Source organism: Pedobacter sp. UYP1, from assembly GCF_040547305.1.
Classification (GTDB): domain Bacteria; phylum Bacteroidota; class Bacteroidia; order Sphingobacteriales; family Sphingobacteriaceae; genus Pedobacter.
Window position 1 is genome coordinate 89,645 of sequence record NZ_JBEPPL010000009.1, and the last position, 21,283, is coordinate 110,927.

A 21,283-nucleotide genomic window follows, 5' to 3' on the forward strand; every position below is an offset into this window, starting at 1 on the left:
TAAAGTTTATATTTGAAGTTCTTGAGGTGATTTATGTTTGTTTATTTTGCGCCGGAAGTCCATTTCATTCCCCAGTTGTAACTCTTATCGCAATCACCATGTGAATTATGAAAAGTTGTTAGTTTTTTTACTTTGATCGAAGTAGAAGTAAATAATATCTCGGCTATTGCACAAAATTTGTGTTGGCTGGATTGCCTTCCCATTTCGACTTCGATTGCTGGACTTCCTGGTACTTCTATATTTACAATAGCGTTAGTCTCCTCCCATTTAGCAACACCGTCATAAATGAAGCAGTAAATAACAATTCTTTTTAAATCATGAATTCCTTTTGGGTTAATTAAAATGTTCTCCCCGGATCCAGCACTTTGTCCTCTGTCATCACCTGTATGCCAAACCCATGGTGTATCTGTGTATCTTCCCTGTAGTGTTAATTTATCCTTTGAACCACCTCTTCTTTTTGAAAATTGGAGCCCGTCTATCACGTTTTTTTGACCATCGTTTAACTCATAGAAACAACCTAAGTCGAGGTCGACCTCTGCGTTATTATTGAAAAGATTGGAAAAGAAACTCTTCTTGTTTCCTTGAGACCAGTTTAGATTAATGGTGATTTCTTTTAAAATTGAATCTCCTTTTTTGGAGAGGTCGATTGAATGGCTGTCACCTTGTTTTTTAAGTGTAATCTTTTGTAAATTGATTGACATAAATAATTATTTGATGATTTGACCTTTATAATATTTTGATAGGAAAAATGAAAGATCTTCTTTGTAGCCAATTCCTGATGCTTCAAATTTCCATTGCCCGTTTCGTTTGTAGAGACGACCGAACTCAATTGCTGTTTCAATAGAAAAATCTTCGCCAAGTTCGTATTTTGCGACTTCCTGACCGTTGCTGTCATCTACAATACGGATGTAGGAGTTGCGTACTTGTCCGTAATTTTGTTTACGTTCAGAAGCATCATGAATAGTCACCACAAAGAGGATTTCTTGAATGCGAGAATCAATTTTTAACAGATCAACTTGAATGCTTTCGTCATCTCCATCGACACTGTTGCCACCAGTAGGGTCATCGCCTGTATGGCGTAAAGCTCCATCTGGCGAATCTGTATTACCATAAAAAATAAAGAACGGTTCTGTTGGGATTAGCCTGTTTTCGTCAATCATGAAAGCTGATGCATCCAAATCAAAGTCAAATCCAGTCCCTTCATTAGGATCCCATCCTAATCCAATAGTCATTTTGCTAAGGCCAATGTCTATTTTCTGACCTTTTTGTAAATTAATTGCCATACCTGATTTTGTTTTATAAATTTTATTCTTGCTCTTAAGTTGTTTTGATGAATCTTTCAGCAATCTCATCTTCAGTAAGTATCTGATGATTTGGTAGCATTATCATTTTGCGCTTGTCAATTGGACTTTCAAGAAGATGGAAGCCATTTCTACAATTTAGAAAACGATATTTGAGTGCTAATAATCCTTTAAAAAGACCTTTGTTTTGTGTTGTCCGATATACATGCTGAGAGCAGCTTATTCTGAATATACACCTGCGTCTTTTACTTTTAGGGATAACAGCCCAGTAAATTTTAATGAGTAGAATGAGCAGGATCTTCATAACTAACTCCTACTAAAAACAATCATTTGGTAAGATGCGATATAACCTGGTTTTCCGCCAATTCCGAAACACCCGGTTTCAGGTTGTACATAGGTTGAAACACTTTCTAATCTGACATATTCCCAACCTTGATTGGTGGCATCTTTAATTAGATTTTCTAATTGATCAGCAACAGCTTTTGTTGTTTCCTTTTGCTGGTTCAGCGTTGCGAAAAAAGGAACTACTTTATATTCCATAGCATTTGTTATTATTGATTTGATTCTCCAAAATTAGATCGGTTTTATGGCTTATTTTTACGGAAAACCGTAAGCGGGCTAACTATTTCAAGAAGTTCTCAGTTAATGCTATTTATAGTTGATAAATAGGTGTTTAATGGTATTAATGCTGATCACATTGACTGTACTGTGTTATTAAACATCCAAATGAAATAAGAAAATTGGTTGTGGAATATGTAGTTTCTAAAACGCTGACAGCTGTGAAAGAAGTGCTGTACTGATTTCATAACAAAAATTATGGAACATTAGAATGTTATTGGAGAAATTTCCTTTCTGAGAAAAGCAAAAACATACAAATGGACAGTTTTTCCAGAAATGGGATTGCTTTATTATATGAGCTGATATTAAAACATAAAAAGCCATTTCTAACTTGTAGAAATGGCTTTTTAAGCTTGTTATGGCAAATGAATTTCAGCTTTTCTTTTATGCTTATTTTAAAATTTGATCTTTAATAAAAGTGCAGCTTTGTGTAATGGAACCAATCATGTCTGGCTTATAATTTGTTTCATGTTCCACAAAGAAGTATTTCATGCCGGAGAGCTTCGCATGTTTGAAAATATCTTTATAATCGATAGTTCCTGAACCAACTTCTGCATTCAAATGCGGATCTGATTTATCCATATCTTTAATATGCCACATGACGAATCTTCCTGGATTGGCCTTAAATAGTGTATATGGCTGAATACCTGAACGGATCACCCAATAGATATCCATTTCAAAGTTGACTAATTTTTTATCTGTATTCTTTAGAAGGATGTCCATTCCTGTTTCATTGCCATATTTGATAAACTCAAAATCATGGTTATGATAAGCCAATTTCAGTCCTGCATTTTTGCAAAGCTGACCTATATAGTTAAGCCTTTTAGCGGTAGTTCTATAATCTGCGGCACTGGTTCTGACATCTGGGTTTAGCCATGGAATAGTAACATATTTCAATCCAAGAATTTTAGCAGCAGCGATTGCAGCCTTAAGTTCTGCCTGTTCACCTGTCTTAAAATAGGGAGTCATATTAAAATGACCGCTGATTGGCTTCAAATGATTTCTATCAAGAATGTTTTTGAGTTCAACGGGTTTCAAACCCCAAAATTGATCCTTGATGCTAAAGCCATAAAGTTCGACTTCTGTGTAACCTGCAGTGGAAACTTTTTGCAAGGTTCCCTGAACATCTTTTGACATCAGTTCACGTAGCGAGTAGAGTTGCAGGCCAACGTCTTTTCTTTTTTGTGCATTCGATGTTGCTATCCCCGTAAAGAACAGGATCACAACAAGTAATATTCCTGATAGTTTTTTCTGTGATTTATACATATAGATTTTTTTTTATATTAATTATTTTAAAAAAGGATACCGGGGAAAGATAATGTTTATTAAACTGGATCCCCGGCCCCTTCAACTATTAACCAAAAGTCTTCATAGTAACCCTATTATTTCTATTGCAGATGTTTCCACAGTATAATTGTTTCTAATTAATATTGGTTTTCCTGAATGCATAACTCAGGGCGACGCTTAAAAGCAATATTCCAGTAAAGGTCAGCGCTGCGGTCAGGGAAAAGTGGTAGGCGATAAATCCAAGAAGCGCAGGGCCGGCGAGCTGGCCCGCATAGCCCATAGTGCTTATTGCAGGAATAGCGGCTGAAGCTGGTATTCCTTTAAGTCTGCCGCCTTCACTAAAGAATATAGGTACTATGTTTGCTGCACCTATTCCCAAAAGTACAAAGCCCAGAAGGGTAGTCGGAATCCATGGGGTAGACACAGCAATGAAAATCCCCAGGGCGGCGATCAGGCCACCACCAACCACTACTGTTTTTCCACTAAAACGCTCTACTATACGATCTCCTAAAAGGCGCATGGCTGCCATTGCAATCGAAAAGGTAGCATAGCCAACTCCCGCAAGTTCTGCATCTATTCCTCTGCTTTCCTTCAAAAAAAGGGCACTCCAATCGAGCATAGCTCCTTCGGACAGAAATACAGCAAAACATGCTGCACCAAGAAAAATTACCCTGGGATTAAGCCATCCTGATTTGGTCTTTACTTTATTTTCCTTAGATGTATTGTTTTCTGGCATGTTGCTTTCCTGCTCTTTGGAGAACAATAATTGGTGTTTCCATAGCAGGATGACTATGAGTAGTATCGAAATTGAAATTGCTGCAGTTAAAGGATTGAGCCCTGCCCTCATTAATAATCCCAGCCCAAGAGAGCCACATAGGCCACCTACGCTAAAAAGACCATGAAGGGATGACATTATAGGTCGTCCATACCGGTTTTGAACATGGATGCCATGGGAATTCATTGCTACGTCAATAACACCGATTCCCCCTCCAAAAACAAAAAGTGCGGCTCCCATCATCCAGGGCGTTGGCATCAATAACAATATGGGCAGGAAGATGGCAGCGACCAGCCCCGAAATCAATATAACAATCCGGGTACCATACCGCTTAGAAAGATACCCGCTTAAGGGCATCATTGAAATTGCCCCAGTCCCAAATAGCAGTAGAAGCAGCCCAAGATTACCATCATTTAAGTGCAGTCTTTCTTTTGCGAAGGGTACCATGGGTGCCCAGCTGGAAAGGGCAAATCCGCAAACCAGGAATATGTATTGTGTGGCTTTCCTGGCTTTTGTTGTTATCTGATTATTGTCCATTGCACAAATTAATGCAAATATTTGCAAATTTGCAAATATTTGCGAATCACACCGGTTGAAAAATTGATTGTTATTTCAATACACTACCTGGTTAATTAACGAGATAAGGATTTTATGCAACGGGCTGAAAGAATTATATTTGTTGGGAAATGATCAAAGAAAAACGGTTCGAGCATATAATCTCCAGATTGAAGAATACAGGTACGGTCACCTATAGCCAAATGTCTGTAGACTTGTCAGTTTCTGAGGATACCATCCGCAGGGATATTGATTATCTGGATGAGAACGGCCTTTTGTCAAAAGTCAGAGGAGGAGCGATATCGCGTGATAAGAATCCTCTTTCCTTTCAAGACCGCGCTGATTTTCAGTCTACTGAAAAGGAGATCATTGGGATGAAGGTCCAACCTCTACTAAAGGCTGGGATGAGCATTTTTATGGATGGTGGAACTACAGTATGTGCGGTTGCTGAATGTTTACCAACTAATGCCTCATTGAGGGTTATTACGAATAATATAGCATTGGTTCCTTTATTGGCGCAGTTCCGGAATATAGAGGTCATTGTTCTTGGCGGGAATTATAACAGAGATACACAAACAAATACGGGCGCAAGAACATGTGATGAGGCTGCTGAGTTCGTCGTTGACCTATACCTGATGGGTACCTGTGCAATTTCGAAGGATTTTGGAATAACTTCGGCAATAAGAGAGGATGGGGCTGTAAAGAAGGCAATGCTCAAAGGTTCGAAGATGGTGGTTGTGCTTAGCAATAGTAAAAAGGTAGGAACCAACGAACCTTTCGTAGTCTGTGGCTTGCAAGAAATTAATGTGCTGGTAACTGAACTTCCTAGTGATGATTCCAAACTGGACGAGTTGCGTTTTAAAAAGCTTAAGATTGTCTGATTTTTTGTTTTAGGCTTTCTTTATTTTGATATTTTTAAACGCGATTCCTTTGTTCCAATCCTGTAGGGCTATACGTCCTTTCAGCTGTTTCCCGAATTCTGGAAAATTCTTGAAATTGGAATTGGCAACTGCCTTTTTCCAGTGAATGGAATTAAAGTCTTCTTTAGCAGTTATTATGCCGTTTAGCATAAATTCAATCTTCCCATTTTGTTGTTTGATTACTGAATGATTCCATTCATTTGGCAGTTTGACCTCAGCTGAGTTTAACTGAGGGGAGAAGTTATAGAGGCAACCGGCACGCTTCATTTCCTTATCATAATCATGATGTGATTTCTCCAGTAGTTGATATTCCGGACCCGAAGCCCAGGCAGTAGGGATATCGGGACGCTCAAGTACATTAATAAATACTCCGCTATTTCCTTCTTTGGATATCTTCCAGTCGAAGCTAAGTTCGTAATTTTCAAAATCCTGATCGGTTACGAGATCTCCGTGTCTGGCATCTGTACCGGGAAGGCATCTGAGTTCTCCGTCGCTGGCTACCCATCCTGAAGAAACGTTACCCTGATTGTAAAGGTGCCAGCCATTTAAAGTTTTGCCATCGAACAATAATTGATAGCCTTGCTCTTTCTCCTGCCCGGAGAGTTCGTTGTCTTTAAGCTTCGGAGAATTGCATGAAGTGATAATGGCAACAGTGAGTGCGGTGGCTGTGATTAATGTGATGAACTTTTTCATAAAAGAAATTACAGGATAATTATTTAAAATGGATATGCTTATTGCGAACATAAGCAAAATTGCATTTATTTGCAACAAGAAAATAGTATGAAAATCAAAAATATAATACCCGATTTCAGAGATGTTCTGCTGGTCTGGAAATAAGACCCGCATCACCAGTAATCAGAATTTTATTATTTGATAGTTTCGACCTTGTTTAGTTTATAACTATGGACTGTAGATTTATTACTAAATGTAATTGAAAATCTGATAAATTTCTCTTAATGAAATAAAATTATAAAAAAGCAATTTTTCTATACAGAAAAATTGCTTTTTTAGTTTACCCTCAATAGCTAAATTAAATCGGTCGGATTTAGGCACCATTCCAACACAGCACACGCACTGTGTAATTTATTCCCAGCTTGCTTGAAAGCGATACTTCTGGGACCGTCCAGAACTGAAGCATCAACTTCTTCATCCCTGTGTGCGGGTAAATCATGCATAAATATTGCATTAGGATATTTGTCCAGTAATTTTTGAGAAACTTTAAAAGGCTCAAATATCTCCTTCCAATTTAAATCTGTTTTAGTTGTGCCGGTAGTTTGCCATCTGGTAGTATAAATTACATCAATATTTTCAGGAAGATTTTTCATGTCATGTTGCTGCACTACAGTAGATTCGTGTATTTCAGCTTGTTTTTGTGCAGCTAACAGCGTTTCTTCGGGGATGCCATATCCTGGGGGGGTGCGAAAAAATAACTGTGTTCCAGGAAATCTGGGAACAGCTAAAGCTAGAGCAGTTGCGGTATTATTTCCTTCACCCATGTATAAAATACGCAAGCCTGAAAGGTTGCCGAAATGCTGTAGCATTGTGGTGAGGTCAGCCAAAGCTTGTGTTGGATGTTCATTTTCTGTCATTGCGTTAATAACTGCCATATTCTCATGTGAAGCAATTATTTCCATCTCTTTTTGGGTGCCTGCAGTTCTTGCAACTACGCCGTCCAGCATCATTGAAAGGACTTGTGCTGTATCTTGAAGCGTTTCACCAGTGTTTTCCTGTAAATCGTTTGGACCATAAGATATGATCTGAGCACCTAAGCGCAAGGCGGCAGAAGAGAATGAAGTTCTTGTACGGGTGGATGTCTTGCGGAAATATATTCCGACGATTAACCCTTGCAAAGGAAAGTGGTTTTTTATAACACCATTTGCATAAGATAACCCCCGATGAACCAATTGAGAAAGCTCTTGGTCAGAAAGGGTATTTAATGAAATAAGGTGTCGTCTGGTTGTTGTCATGCTGTGTTTATTTTGTAGGTGAAATCAAATTAATGAAACTTTTTTCTATTATAAAGATATATGATTGCATTTATATATAAAAATAACAAATTGATAGTATTTTATTTTTTATTATTAACAATAATAAATATATATTCGCCGATCAGTTTTTGTATTTTAAACGAAATTAATATCAAGTCTTCTGTTTGTTTTTCTATCACGAATTCTTATCAGTGTGACTTAGAATAGCAGAGCTGTATCTGAATGTCAAATACTCAAATTCCCGACCCTGAATAATAATTATAATGGCTTGCAAACTGTAATGGATGGTAGGTCTTATTTGCTAAATTGTAGCTATGAAAATGTTTTTTTTATTTGTTCGGATAAGATTTATTTTAGTCGTTTAATATATTTATATAGTCTGAAATACAGTATGTTTACTGTAAATATTATTCGAATAAAACAACTTGTTGCACTCCAATTGTTAAATCTTTTCTTCCGGAAATTATTTAACGAAATAACGTGTTATCTTTTTGTTATCATACTGTGTTTATTATGTTAATTAATACGTCTTGTCTTCAATATTAATCCTTATCTTTTATTGAATTCATAAAAAATAAGGAGTGAAAGAACTTAACTGAATTTAATTGGATAATGAAATTTATTTATATTTTAATGACATATGATTGTGTTAATAAATAAAATGAAAATTTGATAATGTTTTTATTTTATTTGATAATAATAAATGTATATTCGATATTACATTTATGTAGTGTGAACGAAAATATTATTAAGACATTCTGCTTGTTTTTCTACCAAGAATTTCTATCAGTGTGACTTAGAATAGCATAGCTATATCTAAAAATCAAACAACACATTTTCCTAAAATAAATAATAACTATAATGGCTGGTATGTATTATATATCAAGTTGCGGTATGAAAGAAAAGTTCATGATTTACTCAATGAAGCCTCGTTGGAATCATTTTTACCATTAATAGAGTCTGAAAGACAATGGAGTGATCGTAAAAAAAGTATACTAAAGCCACTTTTTCCTTCCCACTATTCCATAGCTTCCTAGCTTTTTTGTAGATAACGCTTCCTCTCTAATCTTTTTCTTCCTCTTTTTGAATAGTCTATCTTAAAACAGACGTAAAATCTTGATTAATAAGAATACAATTCACGTGGAAATTATTTTCGCGCCTGATATCGTATTTCGATAGCTGTTTAAACTTTACCATCTATAGCGTTCTAAACGCTTAAATTATAAAACTGAAACCACATCACTTATGAAAAATAATACTTATGATAAATAATATCTTAGATAAAGTTGGTAATACTCCTCTGATAGCACTTAGAAATGAGGAAGAGTCGAATTTGAATGTCTTTGCAAAGTTGGAGTTTTACAATCCTACAGGTAGTGTTAAGGATCGCGCTGCTATTTACATTCTGAATAGTTTATTAAATAGAGGATTGATAGACCAGGATACAACTATTATAGAATCTTCGTCTGGTAACTTTGGAGTTGCTTTATCGGCCTATACAAAGCAGAAAGGCTTGAAGTTTATTTGTGTCATTGATAAAACCACCCTTCCCGTAAATGAGATGTTAATCAGATTGCAGGGAGCAGAAGTGATTTGTATTACAGAACCTGATGAGCGTGGAGGATATTTACTAAACAGATTAAAAAAAGTAAATGAAATAATTCAGAAATCCGAAAATATCTATTGGATTAATCAGTATGAAAATCCTTTAAATGCTGAGGCATATTATAATTCACTTGGAAATGAAATTTGTTTTGAAATTCCAAGACAGCAGTTGGATTATTTATTTATGGGAGTGAGTTCTGGAGGAACAATCACAGGCGTATCGCAAAAAGTAAAAGAAAAATATCCAAATGCGAAGATCATTGCAGTTGATGTCGAAGGGTCTGTAATATTCGGTGGTGAATCCCGTAAACGATTTATTCCGGGAATAGGATCAAGCATAAGGCCAGCTATACTCGGTTCAGCAAAGATTGATGATGTGGTAACTGTAGATGAATATGAGACTATGGATTCTTGCAGAGAATTACTTGAAAAACATAATTTATTTGTTGGTGGATCATCAGGATCTGTTCATGCTGCTGTAAGGAAATATTTTAAAGCAAATGCGGTTGATAAACCGGTTAATATAATGTGCGTGTTTGCAGACAAAGGGGAGAGGTATATAAGTACAATATATAATGACGACTGGAGAAAAATGGTAACGGCATACCATTCAGAATCCGTATCAATTTAATAACTATTCTAAAATCTGGCAGACTACAAGATGATATATTTGAATGACGAAATAGTAAAAAAACTAAACGTAAGCTGGGATAATAATATCCAGGTGATAATTGATGCCATAGCGTGTTTACGTTTAAATAGTACAGTACAACCTATAAAACCATACTTACGTTATGGTGATGTTAAAAATAGAATTATTGCTATGCCTGCATTTGTAGGTGGAAACATTAACAAGGCTGGCATTAAATGGATAGCAAGTTTTCCAGATAATATACATAAAGGATTGGCAAGAGCGCATAGCGTAATTGTATTGAATGAAGCAGATACAGGTGTACCAGTTGGTATTATAAATAGTGGATCTATTTCTGCAATCAGAACAGCTTCAGTAAGTGGGTTTATAATTAAGCAGTTTACGGAGCAAAGAAAATCTACAAATTTAAAAATAGGGATTATTGGTTTTGGACCTATAGGTCAGCATCATTTGAGTATGTGTAATCAGTTACTGGGGGATCGTATTGAAAAAGTTTTATTATATGATAAAACACCTGTTCAGAAAGAATCAATTCCTGGCGATATGAGTGAAAAGGTAATTATCACTGAGGGTTGGGAACAAGCTTATTCTGAAGCAGATATATTTATTACTTGTACAGCTTCGAAAGAATGTTACATAGATAAAAAGCCCAAAGACGGTTCTCTTCATTTAAATGTTTCATTACGTGATTATAAGCCTGATGTATTTCCGTGGTTTGCCAAGACTATGATTGTTGATAATTGGGAAGAAGTATGCCGGGAAAATACGGACATAGAAGTATTTCATAAAGTTAATGGATTACAAAAAGCTGATGTTAAAGAGATTCAGGATGTTTTTACAAAGGATTTTTTTGCTTCTTTAAATGAAAATCAGCCAGTCATGTTTAACCCAATGGGGATGGCTGTTTTTGATATTGCAATGGCCGATAACTTTCTAAAGTTAGCTCAGGAAGCTAATGCCGGTCTCTTACTTGAAGATTAAGTTTTTACAATAGCTAGTTAAGCTAAAATTACACTGTGTACCAGAAGATTTTATCTGGTATGCTTTAGTGCGCTCATCTAAAAAAAAATATATAAATAATTCTAAACAATTTAAAATGGAAAATGCTGTTTTTAAGATTCATGTTTTAGGAATAATTATCGCTTTTATAGGCGTTACTTATTCAGTAGTTGCGTTTACCCAACTTTTACGAAAGAAGCGAAAAAAGGATTTTTCTTCGAAAAACTTCTATAATTATTTTCTGGGGTTTTTGGCTGTAACTCCTTTATTTATTGCCTTATATTTTCTTCCAATTGCATTATACAATGAAAATTTTTGGTCAATTAAGTCACCAAATTATGAAGTAGTACAAAATTCTGTCATTCAATTAGGCTTGCTAATTACCATTTTTTATTTTATTACAAGAACCACAATTTTTTTTCCGCATGTAAATAAATTCCATAACATCATTTCATCTTTAATTCTTGTCTCTTTTATTCCAGGAATAGCGAACTCATTTATTGTGAGTATTGTGAGCCAGTTTGTTAATGGTGGCATGGATGTCAGATATTCATTAATTTTCTTTGCCTTAGCTACCTATTCATATGTAGTAACCATAAGGATCAGTAAAAGAAAAACAGCGTATTTAGGAGCTGAAATGGCGCAGGAGTTTAATATGATGGTATTTAATAAAGTCTTCAAGTTCTCTTATAGAAAATTTGAGAATATTAAAAGCGGCAGGATTTACACTATTTTAAATGATGATATAGGATCGATATTCTTTTTCTCACAAGTGGCAATTCACATTTTTACAAATGTAGTTACAGCAACTTTAGTATTCGTCTATCTTTTTTCATTAAACCTGTACAGTACTTTAACACTTTTAGGATCGATAGGATTCATATTTGTGCTTTATAGTTTCATGGGAGGCCCGTTAACCAGAGCCTGGAATTTCTCGAGAACAAAAAGAGAAGAGTTCACAAACCTGGTTGTAGGTTTAATTAATGGTTTTAAAGAATTAGTCCTGCATCAAGTACAACGTGAAGAATATGGTAAAGACATGGAAGAAAGAAGTGCTACATTTTATCAGGCTCAACTTAAAGCTACCTATATAGATGTAAACAAGACGCTTTTATCTGAGATCTCATTTACTGTAGCTATCGGCATTTCTTGTTTGGTTCTTCCTTTTATTCTTCACTTTGAAAAACAGCTCATTACCACTTATGTGATTGCGACCCTGTTTTTGTGGGGTCCTTTCAGCAATATTATCGCGGGAATACCAAGAATAATTAACGCAAAGATTTCATGGAAGAGAATACAGAATTTTCTTGGTGAAGCGGATACAAAGGAGGAGCTTTATTTAGAAAGCAATGAGAATATAAGGGTATCAACTGTTGATAAATTGCAGATAAAAGATGTTTATTACAATTATCAGGTCAATGGAAATGTGGACGACATATCTTATGGTATCGGCCCTATCAATTTCGAAGTTAATCAAGGGGATATTGTTTTTATAATAGGGGGGAATGGTAGTGGTAAAACAACTTTTCTAAAGCTGCTGACTGGCCTTTATGCCCCTGATTCAGGACATATCTTAATTAATGGTAGAAAGACGGACTCAAATATATTAGGCGAGTATTTCTCTGTTATTTTCAGTGACTTTTATTTATTCAAAAAAATCTATGGTATTAATCCTGAGCGGTTAAGTCAGGTTTACGAGTGGTTGGATATGTTTGGTTTATCAAACAAAGTTCAAATCAAAGATGGTGCTTACACTACAATAGATCTTTCCAAAGGCCAGCGTAAACGATTGGCTATTTTGAAATCGTATTTAGAAGATCGTCCGATCTACTTTTTTGATGAGTGTGCAGCCGATCTGGATCCTGATTTCAAAGATTTCTTTTATAACCAGTTGTTAAAGAAAATGAGAGATGAAGGAAAGCTGTTGATCGTTATTACACATGATGATAAGTATTTTGATATGGCCAACAAGGTTTATAAAATGGAGATGGGTACAATATCAGAGTACAACTATTCAGGAGTAGTATCCGAATCATAATATCTTTCAATTGAGTGAAAACATATCAAAAATAACTATTGTAACTATGGAGAATAAAATTAAACCAATTGCTATTGTTGGAATTGGATGTAGGTTTCCTGGCTTGAGTTCATCTCCCGACAAGTTTTGGGAAATGTTGGTTAATAAGACAGACACTATTCGTGATGTCCCTGTTGAAAGATGGGATAATAGAAAATTTTATAGTAAAAATGATGCCAGACCAGGAAAAATAAGAGCTAAACAGGGCGGTTTTCTTAGTGAAAGCGTGCTGGAGTTTGATTCTTTATTTTTTAATATGTCACCACGGGAATCTGAATCTCTGGATCCTCAGCAGCGTATGTTATTAGAAATTGTGTACGAAGCTATGGAAGATTCTGGAATGACATTAGAAGCATTCAAAGGGAGTAACACGAGTGTTTTTATCGGTGGCTTTATACTGGATAATTTGTTGACTCAGGCTTCTGGTGAAAATAAGTATAATATAAATTCACATACTGTTGCTGGTGCGGCTTTAACCATGTTATCAAATAGGATATCCTATGTCTATGATTTAAAAGGACCATCACTCTCTATTGATACAGCATGTTCATCATCCTTAGTTGCAACTCACTATGCTTGTCAAAGTATCTGGAGCGGAGAATCCTCTATGGCTTTAGTTGGCGGTGCTAATTATATGTCTTCTCCTGAAAGCACTATTCTTGTAAGTAAAGGGAAGTTCCTTTCAACTCATAGTCGTTGTAAGACATTCGATAGTGACGCAGGTGGGTATGTTAGAGGTGAGGGCGCAGGTATTGTGCTTTTAAAACCTCTTGAGCAGGCATTAAAAGATAATGATAGAATTTATGCAACTATAGTTGGTACAGGTGTAAACCAGGACGGTCAAACTAATGGAATTACAGTTCCTAATGGAGATGCACAGCTGAAATTAATACGAAAAATACATAAGGACTATAATATAAATAAAGAAAGTATCCATTATATGGAGGCTCATGGTACTGGAACTCCGGTTGGTGATCCTATCGAGTTTAAGTCTCTTAACGAGGTTGTTTCTTCTTCTGTAATCCGGGAATCAAAATGTTTGGTAGGATCTGTAAAAACTAATATAGGTCACCTCGAAGCTGCTTCTGGTATAGCAGGATTGATTAAAACGGCACTGTGCCTTAAACATAATGCAGTTCCGGCTAACTTGCATTTTAATAATCCTAACCCGGCATTAGGATACGAGACTAGTAATCTTAAAGTACCAACAAGTTTGGAAAGGTTACCGGAAGATGAAGACTCTTTAGCTTCCATTAACTCTTTTGGTTTTGGAGGAACAAATGCACACATTGTTTTGAAACAGTACAATTCAAGCCATGTGGATGTGCATGCTACCCCATTAAAAAGTGATCATTTTATACTTCCGGTTTCTGCAAAAAGTATTCCTGCACTAAAGGAAATGGCCGCGAAATTCAGGAAGCATATTCAGGAGAATGGTGATCAATTTGAACAAATACTTAGTAATGCAATTTATAGAAAAAGCAGTTTATCCCAACGGTTAGCCATTTTTGCTACATCCAGGGAAGATATCATTGAAAAATTAGAGGCGTATGAAGAGAATCTTTTACTAAAAGGCGTAAATCAAGGAGAGGCTATGACCCAGAAGCCTAAGATCGTATTTGTATATACTGGTATGGGGCCACAATGGTGGAAAATGGGCAGGGGATTAATGGAAACAGAAATTGTTTTCAATAGGGCAGTTAAGGAATGTGATGATGATTTCAAAGAGATCTCCGGCTGGTCAATTTATGAAGAATTGAGTAAACCAATGGAGACTTCGAGAGTTAAGGATGCTAATATAGCACAACCCGCAAACTTTGTCATCCAGGTTGCGCTGACCAGGTTAATGGAATATTATGGAATTACTCCGGATGCGGTTGTTGGGCATAGTGTTGGAGAGGTAGCATCTACTTACATTTCAGGGGCATTATCATTAAAAGAAGCACTTTATGTGAGTTATCATAGAAGCAGGCTGCAACATTCAACTGCTGGTAAAGGGGCAATGCTGGCAGTAGGACTTTTAGAAGATGAGGTATTGGAAATGATAAAGCCCTATAAAGATGTTTCTATTGCGGCAATTAACAGTCCAAAAGCATTAACGCTATCGGGTGATTCGGAGTCATTGAAAGAGCTGTTGGAAAAGATTGAATCTGCAGGAGCATTTTGCAGGTTATTGGATGTAACTGTACCCTACCACAGTCCAATAATGAGCTTGATTAAAGATGAGCTATTAGATTCGCTTGAAAATATTAAAGGTGCTGAAACCAAAATAGATCTTTATTCTACAGTAACAGGAGCTAAAATTTCCGGACATGAAATCAATAATGATTACTGGTGGAAAAATGTCAGAGAACCTGTTTTGTTTTCAAAAGCTATAGACACGATAGCCGGGGATGATTATAAGATCTTTATTGAAATCGGTCCTCATCCGGTTTTGAGAAACTCCATGATGGAATGTGTCAACAATAGTAAGGATTTTTACTTCTTACAAACTTTAAATCATAAAGAAGCAGAACAAACAAATTTCTTTGACAATGTTTCGAAACTGTTTACGCTGGGATATCCAATAAAATGGGACAGGTGGATTGAAAAATCTCCTTATATGCCATTACCAACTTATCCATGGCAAAAAGAATATCTGTGGAGAGAATCAAAAGAAGCCTTAACAAATAGAAAGGAAAATAAAAGCCTGTTTTTTAATTCGAAAGTTGATAGTCCGTTAGCGGCTTATGAATTTGAATTGAATGAATTCTTTTTCCCTTTTCTGAATGATCATACTGTACATGGGAAGGTTATTTTTCCCGGCGCCGGATATATTGGTTTAGCAATTGCCATGTATCAATTGGAGATTAACCAAAAACTGCCGTTAAAATTAGAAAACATAAGATTTCTTCGGGTGCTGCCTGTTTTTGATGATGAAATTCAAAAATTGCACATCACCTCTAATCCTAAAAGCGGTCAATATAGTATTCAATGTAAGAGTGGGACAGCTGATTCTAACTGGATGGAGATGTCGACAGGGAAATTTGCTGTTGGAAATTTTGACGTGAATTCTCCATTAATAGATTTGGAGGAAATAGATTCCCGTCTGCAAACTGTTTTAAGCGCAAAAGTAATCTATGAGCGATTAAGACAAGCTAAACTTGATTACGGACCATTTTTTAGCTGTATAAAAGAGATAAAAGCGGGGAACAAAGAGTTGGTAGCCAAGATTAGTATTCATCCGGATATGATAGAAAATATGGGTGATTATTTTATTCATCCAACGTTATTGGATTCTTGTTTTCAGGCCACTATTATTCTTGCTGCCGGAGAATTTGTTCCTGTATCAATTGGAAAAATTCATTGTTATTCGCCTCCTGGAAATGACATTATATGTTATTCAAAATTGAGATTTGCAGATGAAAATTGCGTGATAGCTGATCTAACTATTTGTAACGAAATGGGCGAAGTGCTGATGCGATTAGAAAACTTTAAATGCCAGCAACTTGTGAAAGATGTCTCTAAATCCAATGATGCTTTAAAGGGTAATTTATTTCAAACCAAATGGATAGAGAAACAATTGGAAGTAGATTCCGGTAAACCAGCGGAAGATTCGGTAAATTATATCATTACAAATAACTATAGTTCTTGTTTGCTTTTGGGGGAATTGCTGAAAGATTCTATTATCATAGAACCTGGGGACCAACATGAGCAGTTGAACGAGAATCATTATCAAATAGACTTTAAAAATAAAAAAAGCATCGATAGCTTATGGCGAAATAATTACAATGAGATAAATATAATTTTAGTTTTTCCTTTAAATGTAATTGGTCATCCGGATGAACTTCTGACAAGTGAAAAGTGCTTAAATCAGATAGCTCCGCTTTTAAATCTTGTCAAAAGTTTCTCTGAAAGTGCAGGAAGCAGGTTTAGATTGAATTTGATAACCAAAGGAAGTCAGGTGGTTACTGAAAATGATATTATTTCTTCTTTGGAATATAGTGCTATTCATGGGTTAGCGCGATCAATCGTAAATGAATTGTCTGATTGCCAGGTTCGCTTAATCGATTTGGAAGAGGGGGCAATGGATGAGGATCGTGAGCATATATGGAAGAAGGTTGCGGCTATTATAAATACAGGAGATGTCTTTTACGAAGAGCTTGCGCTCCGGAATGGTAGTGTCTTTCAGAAGAAAATAATTGAACGGGAAATAGATAAGGATTTGACATTGAAGACGGTCGATTTTCAGAGTGAAGCATTACAACTGACTATTGCTCAAACAGCCGGCCCGGAAGGTTTTTATTTTGAGAGTACGGATCGTATTGACCCCATGTCTAACGAGATTGAGATCATGATCAGTAATACTTCAATTAATTACAATGATTATCTGAGATTGTCTCATCAGGTTACTGATGACACGGCGGAAGGGGCATTTTCTGATAAAAGTTTGGGTTATGAATGCGTTGGAACGGTTACCCGAACAGGTTCTGATGTTTCCAGGTTTAAAGAAGGGGATAAAGTATTAGCATTAGCTCCAGGTACGTTACGAACATTTACGAACACTTCAGAACTTCTGGCTGTTAAATGTCCATCTAATTTAACTATAGCTGAGTCGAACGTAATCATCAATTATATTACGGCTATTTATTGCTTAAGAGATAAAGCAAATTTGCGTAAAGGTGATAAAGTATTGATTCATAATGCTGCGGGAGGAATAGGTTTAGCAGCAGTTTATTATGCGAAATATGCTGAAGCAGAAATTTTTGCTACTGCTGAATCAGATGAAGGCAGGACTTATTTAAAAGCTATAGGAATTAATCATGTATTTAACTCTGAAAACCTTGATTTTTCAACTGAGATTGGGGAAATAACCAATGGAAAAGGAGTTGATGTGATATTAAGTGCGCTGTCTGGTGAAATGCTATATCAAAATTTTTCTTGTTTAGCACCATATGGCGCTTATTTAGATATCAGTAAGAAAGATACTGCTGGAAATTCTTCGTTGGATAAAGCTCTTTTTAATCATAACCTTTCTCACATAGCTGTTGATATCGATCGGATGTTAATTGAAAAACAAGAAACGATAGCTTATTTGCTTAATGATCTGGCTGATTATATAGAATCAGGCTGTTTACCTCCATTACCTGTACAGGTTTTTCCTGGTAATAAAATTTCAGAAGCAATTCAATTGATTGATGAAAACAAGGTATTCAATAACGTTGTAATTGATTTTTCAAATCGTGCTGTCGAAATTGTAAACAATAAAAACAATACCATAAAGACCGAAGGAACCTACTTAATCACAGGTGGAACGAAGGGATTGGGATTAGAGGTTGGCAAGTGGCTGGTCAGGAATGGAGCTAAAAATTTAGCATTGCTTAGCAGGAGCGGACTGGAGGATGCCAGGACCAAAGCAGAAGTTGAGCTCATGGAAAAGAAAGGTGTAAAAGTTAAGGTTTACGCTGCTGATGTTTCGAAGTTTGATGAGTTGCAGCTTGTTTTTAACAAGATAAAAGAAGAGTTGCCAGAACTTGCTGGGATCTTTCATGGGGCAATGGTTTTAGACGATGGTTTCCTTATAGATATGACTGAAGAAAGATTCAGGAATGTGCTTAGGCCTAAGGTAGATGGTGCAATGAATCTTCATGAGTTGAGTAAGGGGGCAAATCTTGATTGTTTTGTGCTGTTCTCCTCTATCTCTTCCTGGATCGGCAATATAGCTCAGGCAAATTATGTAGCAGCTAATGCATTTTTAGACTCGTTTGCATTTTGGCGAAAAGGTATGGGACTAGCTGCCACAACAATTAACCTGGGTGCTTTAGCAGAGTCAGGAGTTGTAGCAAGAAGTGGAAATCTGGAAACAATCCTTGAAGGATCAGGAATTAATAGTTTTACAAATGTACAAGTATTGCAGGGGCTGGATTTTATCCTAAAAGAAAGACCATTAGAGGTTGGTTTTTTTAATCTCAATTGGAGTGCATTCTTCAAGAATGCAGGAAAAAGTGCACTATCGTTATTCAGTGAACTGAATGCTATAAATATAGATGCTGTAGAAGAGCAGTTGACTGAAAAACAGCTCGGTAACAGGAACGTGTTGCTGAGCTTGGATACAAATCTTCAACATGAATTCGTAGCGGCGCTTTTACAGGAACAATTAGGGAAAATTTTGAAAATATCAACTGATCATATTCAAATGGATAAAGGGATAAATTTACTAGGTGTTGATTCCATTTTAACGATAGAATTAATGGTTGTGATCAGAAATAACTTCGCAGTAGAAATACCACCTATAGAATTTTTAACAGGTCCTTCTTTAAAGAATTTATCTGCTAAAATTATTAATAATATGTTTCAGGCTGTGTTAGCTTAATTTTTAAATAGTAATAAAACATGATAGAATTGTCAACAATACAAGAGATTTTTCGGGCAAATATAGAATCTGGTAATCAGGCTGGGATTACCTTTATAGAAAGTGAGAATAAAGAAGAGTATATGTCTTATAAAAAGCTCTACATGGAGGCGAGATATATGCTATATGATCTGCAACAGAAAAACCTTCAGCCTGGTGATGAATTAGTGTTTCAGTTTTTATCAAATAAAAACTTTCTGATCACATTCTGGGCATGTATTTTTGGGAAAATCATACCTGTTCCGATTGTATTTGGGATAACTATTGATACCGTAAATAAGGTTAGTAAAGTATGGGAAAGGCTCAAAAATCCATATTTAATAACTGATCTGCCTACCTTAAAAAATACCTGGAAAGAACATTTAAAGGATAAAGCTGAAGTTTCTGTTGATATAGATAACAGATTCTTATTATATGAGGATAGTACCTATTCAAAACAGGCAACCCCGGTTCCTGCTGATTCTTCAGATCTGGTTTTTATTCAATTTTCTTCTGGATCAACTGGATATCCTAAAGGGGTTGAAAACAAACAGGATAGTATTATCTATAATGTGAATACAACGTCTTATCACCTGGATATACAAGCTTCGGATAAGCTTCTTGGATGGATGCCACTGACGCATGACTTAGGCCTGGTTCTTTTTCATTTATTTCCCTTGTTAAAGAATGTACCTCAATTCCTGATGCCACCAATGGTATTTTATACCTATCCAAATTTATGGCTTAAAAGTTTGGCAAGCCATGGTATTACAATTTCCGGCTCTCCAAACTTCGGATTCAGACATGCGATTGACAACTTTAAGGCCAGCGAACTTCAAGGATTATCATTGAATAAATTAAGAGCACTGACAAATGGCGCAGAGCCAGTATCTGTTGCTGTTTGCCGGGACTTTGAAAAGATGCTTTTACCTTATGGCGCTGCAAAAGGCGTGATCATTCCTGGGTTTGGAATGGCGGAGGCAGTATTAGGAGTGTCCTTTTTCTCTCAAAAAGAAGGTATAACAAGGGAGTGTCTGCTAAACCGGCATAAACTGAAAGTAGGGGACAGGGTAGAATTTGCAGAGGCCGGTTCTCCTGATGCAGTTTCCTTTGCCAATTTGGGATTGTATACGCATACCGAAATTAAGATCACAGATAAGGCTATGCAATCACTTCCGGAAAATTCACTTGGGTTAATCCATCTAAGAAGTAAAGCAATTACTTCAGGATTTTATAATGATCCTGAAACGACCCGGAAAACTATCTCTGAAGATGGTTGGCTGAATACTGGTGATTTGGGATTCATTCATGACCAGCATCTTATTATAACTGGAAGAGATAAGGAGATGATTTTGATCAATGGTCAAAATTATTTTCCGCATGATATTGATAATTTGATGGAAGAACTCCCGGAAATACAATTTCAACAAGCGGTAGCATGTAATGTATTTAATGAAGAAAAATATCAGGATGATATCCTGGTTTTTGTGATTTATAATGGGACAACTCAAGACTTTATTGTGTTGGAGAATTTAATTAAAAAGCATATTGGAGAAAGAACTGGTTTATCCGTCAAAAAAGTTATAGCAGTTGACAAAATTTTAAAAACCACAAGCGGAAAAATTCAACGGTTTTTATTAGTGGAAGAATATTTACAAGGAAAATATGATGACTTCATTAAAAAAATAGAGTCTGAAAATGATGGGATAAAATTAGAATTCAAAAAACTTTCTAAAAGACAGATAGAAGAAGAAATTCTAAAATTGGTGCGTAATCTATTCGATATACAAGATTTTGCGGTTACTAGTAATTTCTTTGATTTTGGATTGACTTCCATACAATTAACTCATCTTAAAGTCAATATTGAATCCTTCTTATTTGATGAATTAGATGAGGTTATACTTTTTAAGTATACTAATGTAAAAGATTTGTCGGAGTATCTTTATAAAGATATACTCAATATCAATACCGTAAATAATGCGGAACAAATAGACAGGTCACTCTCTAAAAATAGAATGAGACGACTTATTCAACCTTCCTAAGCATATCCTTTGCTTTTAGATGTCTTGATGTGACATCAAACCAAACAAGTTTAAAAAATACACTTGTCAAAGAAAATTTGGCCATTAATTTCTT

The 21,283-nt window shown here is 35.8% G+C and carries 15 protein-coding genes; 7 read left to right on the forward strand and 8 right to left on the reverse strand.

Annotation, left to right across the window (positions count from 1 at the left end):
• Positions 1-41: 41 nt before the first annotated feature.
• From ABIB30_RS17585 to ABIB30_RS17610, 6 genes are all read right to left on the reverse strand, one after another.
• Complete coding sequence (locus ABIB30_RS17585) at positions 42-701, reverse strand: stress protein (RefSeq protein ID WP_354304247.1); 660 nt, start codon at positions 699-701, stop codon at positions 42-44.
• Between the two features lie 6 nt (positions 702-707).
• Positions 708-1,283 (reverse strand): TerD family protein, encoded by a 576-nt coding sequence (locus ABIB30_RS17590; RefSeq protein ID WP_354304423.1) that lies wholly within the window; start codon positions 1,281-1,283, stop codon positions 708-710.
• A gap of 34 nt (positions 1,284-1,317) precedes the next feature.
• Positions 1,318-1,605 (reverse strand): membrane protein insertion efficiency factor YidD, encoded by a 288-nt coding sequence (gene yidD, locus ABIB30_RS17595; RefSeq protein ID WP_354304249.1) that lies wholly within the window; start codon positions 1,603-1,605, stop codon positions 1,318-1,320.
• A 2-nt stretch (positions 1,606-1,607) separates the two neighbouring features.
• On the reverse strand, positions 1,608-1,841 hold the full coding sequence (locus ABIB30_RS17600) for a hypothetical protein (RefSeq protein ID WP_354304251.1): 234 nt from the start codon (positions 1,839-1,841) through the stop codon (positions 1,608-1,610).
• A gap of 468 nt (positions 1,842-2,309) precedes the next feature.
• Complete coding sequence (locus tag ABIB30_RS17605) at positions 2,310-3,185, reverse strand: sugar phosphate isomerase/epimerase family protein (protein ID WP_354304253.1); 876 nt, start codon at positions 3,183-3,185, stop codon at positions 2,310-2,312.
• Positions 3,186-3,339: 154 nt separating this feature from the next.
• A complete protein-coding gene (locus ABIB30_RS17610; RefSeq protein WP_354304255.1) occupies positions 3,340-4,518 on the reverse strand; it encodes an MFS transporter in 1,179 nt (392 codons plus the stop codon).
• A gap of 149 nt (positions 4,519-4,667) precedes the next feature.
• On the opposite strand from ABIB30_RS17610, the gene ABIB30_RS17615 reads away from it, so the two are divergent.
• Entirely contained in the window at positions 4,668-5,417 is a 750-nt protein-coding gene (locus ABIB30_RS17615) for a DeoR/GlpR family DNA-binding transcription regulator (protein ID WP_354304257.1), read from the forward strand.
• 9 nt (positions 5,418-5,426) lie between these two features.
• Here the strand turns inward: ABIB30_RS17615 and ABIB30_RS17620 are convergent, their stop codons facing one another.
• Together ABIB30_RS17620 and ABIB30_RS17625 are read right to left on the reverse strand one after the other, a co-directional pair.
• Entirely contained in the window at positions 5,427-6,149 is a 723-nt protein-coding gene (locus tag ABIB30_RS17620) for a 3-keto-disaccharide hydrolase (protein WP_354304259.1), read from the reverse strand.
• 332 nt (positions 6,150-6,481) lie between these two features.
• Positions 6,482-7,423 carry an ornithine carbamoyltransferase gene (locus ABIB30_RS17625; protein WP_354304261.1) on the reverse strand — a complete coding sequence of 314 codons (942 nt, stop codon included), beginning with the start codon at positions 7,421-7,423 and terminating at the stop codon, positions 6,482-6,484.
• Positions 7,424-8,289: 866 nt separating this feature from the next.
• On the opposite strand from ABIB30_RS17625, the gene ABIB30_RS17630 reads away from it, so the two are divergent.
• The 6 genes from ABIB30_RS17630 to ABIB30_RS17655 all read left to right on the forward strand — a co-directional run bounded on the left by ABIB30_RS17630 (position 8,290) and on the right by ABIB30_RS17655 (position 21,189).
• Positions 8,290-8,481: a transcription termination/antitermination NusG family protein gene (locus ABIB30_RS17630; protein ID WP_354304425.1), complete on the forward strand. Its 192-nt coding sequence runs from the start codon at positions 8,290-8,292 to the stop codon at positions 8,479-8,481.
• Positions 8,482-8,705: 224 nt separating this feature from the next.
• On the forward strand, positions 8,706-9,680 hold the full coding sequence (sbnA, locus tag ABIB30_RS17635) for a 2,3-diaminopropionate biosynthesis protein SbnA (protein WP_354304265.1): 975 nt from the start codon (positions 8,706-8,708) through the stop codon (positions 9,678-9,680).
• A 39-nt stretch (positions 9,681-9,719) separates the two neighbouring features.
• Positions 9,720-10,682, forward strand: a complete 963-nt coding sequence (locus ABIB30_RS17640) for a hypothetical protein (protein ID WP_354304267.1) — start codon at positions 9,720-9,722, stop codon at positions 10,680-10,682.
• Positions 10,683-10,797: 115 nt separating this feature from the next.
• The gene (locus ABIB30_RS17645) at positions 10,798-12,738 is read left to right on the forward strand and encodes a cyclic peptide export ABC transporter (RefSeq protein ID WP_354304269.1); all 1,941 of its coding nucleotides are present in this window, start codon (positions 10,798-10,800) and stop codon (positions 12,736-12,738) included.
• A 46-nt stretch (positions 12,739-12,784) separates the two neighbouring features.
• The gene (locus ABIB30_RS17650) at positions 12,785-19,129 is read left to right on the forward strand and encodes an SDR family NAD(P)-dependent oxidoreductase (protein ID WP_354304271.1); all 6,345 of its coding nucleotides are present in this window, start codon (positions 12,785-12,787) and stop codon (positions 19,127-19,129) included.
• A 20-nt stretch (positions 19,130-19,149) separates the two neighbouring features.
• Entirely contained in the window at positions 19,150-21,189 is a 2,040-nt protein-coding gene (locus tag ABIB30_RS17655) for a non-ribosomal peptide synthetase (protein WP_354304273.1), read from the forward strand.
• Positions 21,190-21,283 lie beyond the last annotated feature (94 nt).

Coding starts and splice junctions, on each gene's coding strand:
- ABIB30_RS17620 (WP_354304259.1), bottom strand. CDS start 6,149: ATGAAAAAGTTCATCACATTAATCACAGCCACCGCACTCACTGTTGCC.
- ABIB30_RS17650 (WP_354304271.1), top strand. CDS start 12,785: ATGGAGAATAAAATTAAACCAATTGCTATTGTTGGAATTGGATGTAGG.
- ABIB30_RS17585 (WP_354304247.1), bottom strand. CDS start 701: ATGTCAATCAATTTACAAAAGATTACACTTAAAAAACAAGGTGACAGC.
- ABIB30_RS17600 (WP_354304251.1), bottom strand. CDS start 1,841: ATGGAATATAAAGTAGTTCCTTTTTTCGCAACGCTGAACCAGCAAAAG.
- ABIB30_RS17610 (WP_354304255.1), bottom strand. CDS start 4,518: ATGGACAATAATCAGATAACAACAAAAGCCAGGAAAGCCACACAATAC.
- ABIB30_RS17625 (WP_354304261.1), bottom strand. CDS start 7,423: ATGACAACAACCAGACGACACCTTATTTCATTAAATACCCTTTCTGAC.
- ABIB30_RS17590 (WP_354304423.1), bottom strand. CDS start 1,283: ATGGCAATTAATTTACAAAAAGGTCAGAAAATAGACATTGGCCTTAGC.
- ABIB30_RS17605 (WP_354304253.1), bottom strand. CDS start 3,185: ATGTATAAATCACAGAAAAAACTATCAGGAATATTACTTGTTGTGATC.
- sbnA (WP_354304265.1), top strand. CDS start 8,706: ATGATAAATAATATCTTAGATAAAGTTGGTAATACTCCTCTGATAGCA.
- ABIB30_RS17645 (WP_354304269.1), top strand. CDS start 10,798: ATGGAAAATGCTGTTTTTAAGATTCATGTTTTAGGAATAATTATCGCT.
- ABIB30_RS17655 (WP_354304273.1), top strand. CDS start 19,150: ATGATAGAATTGTCAACAATACAAGAGATTTTTCGGGCAAATATAGAA.
- yidD (WP_354304249.1), bottom strand. CDS start 1,605: ATGAAGATCCTGCTCATTCTACTCATTAAAATTTACTGGGCTGTTATC.
- ABIB30_RS17615 (WP_354304257.1), top strand. CDS start 4,668: ATGATCAAAGAAAAACGGTTCGAGCATATAATCTCCAGATTGAAGAAT.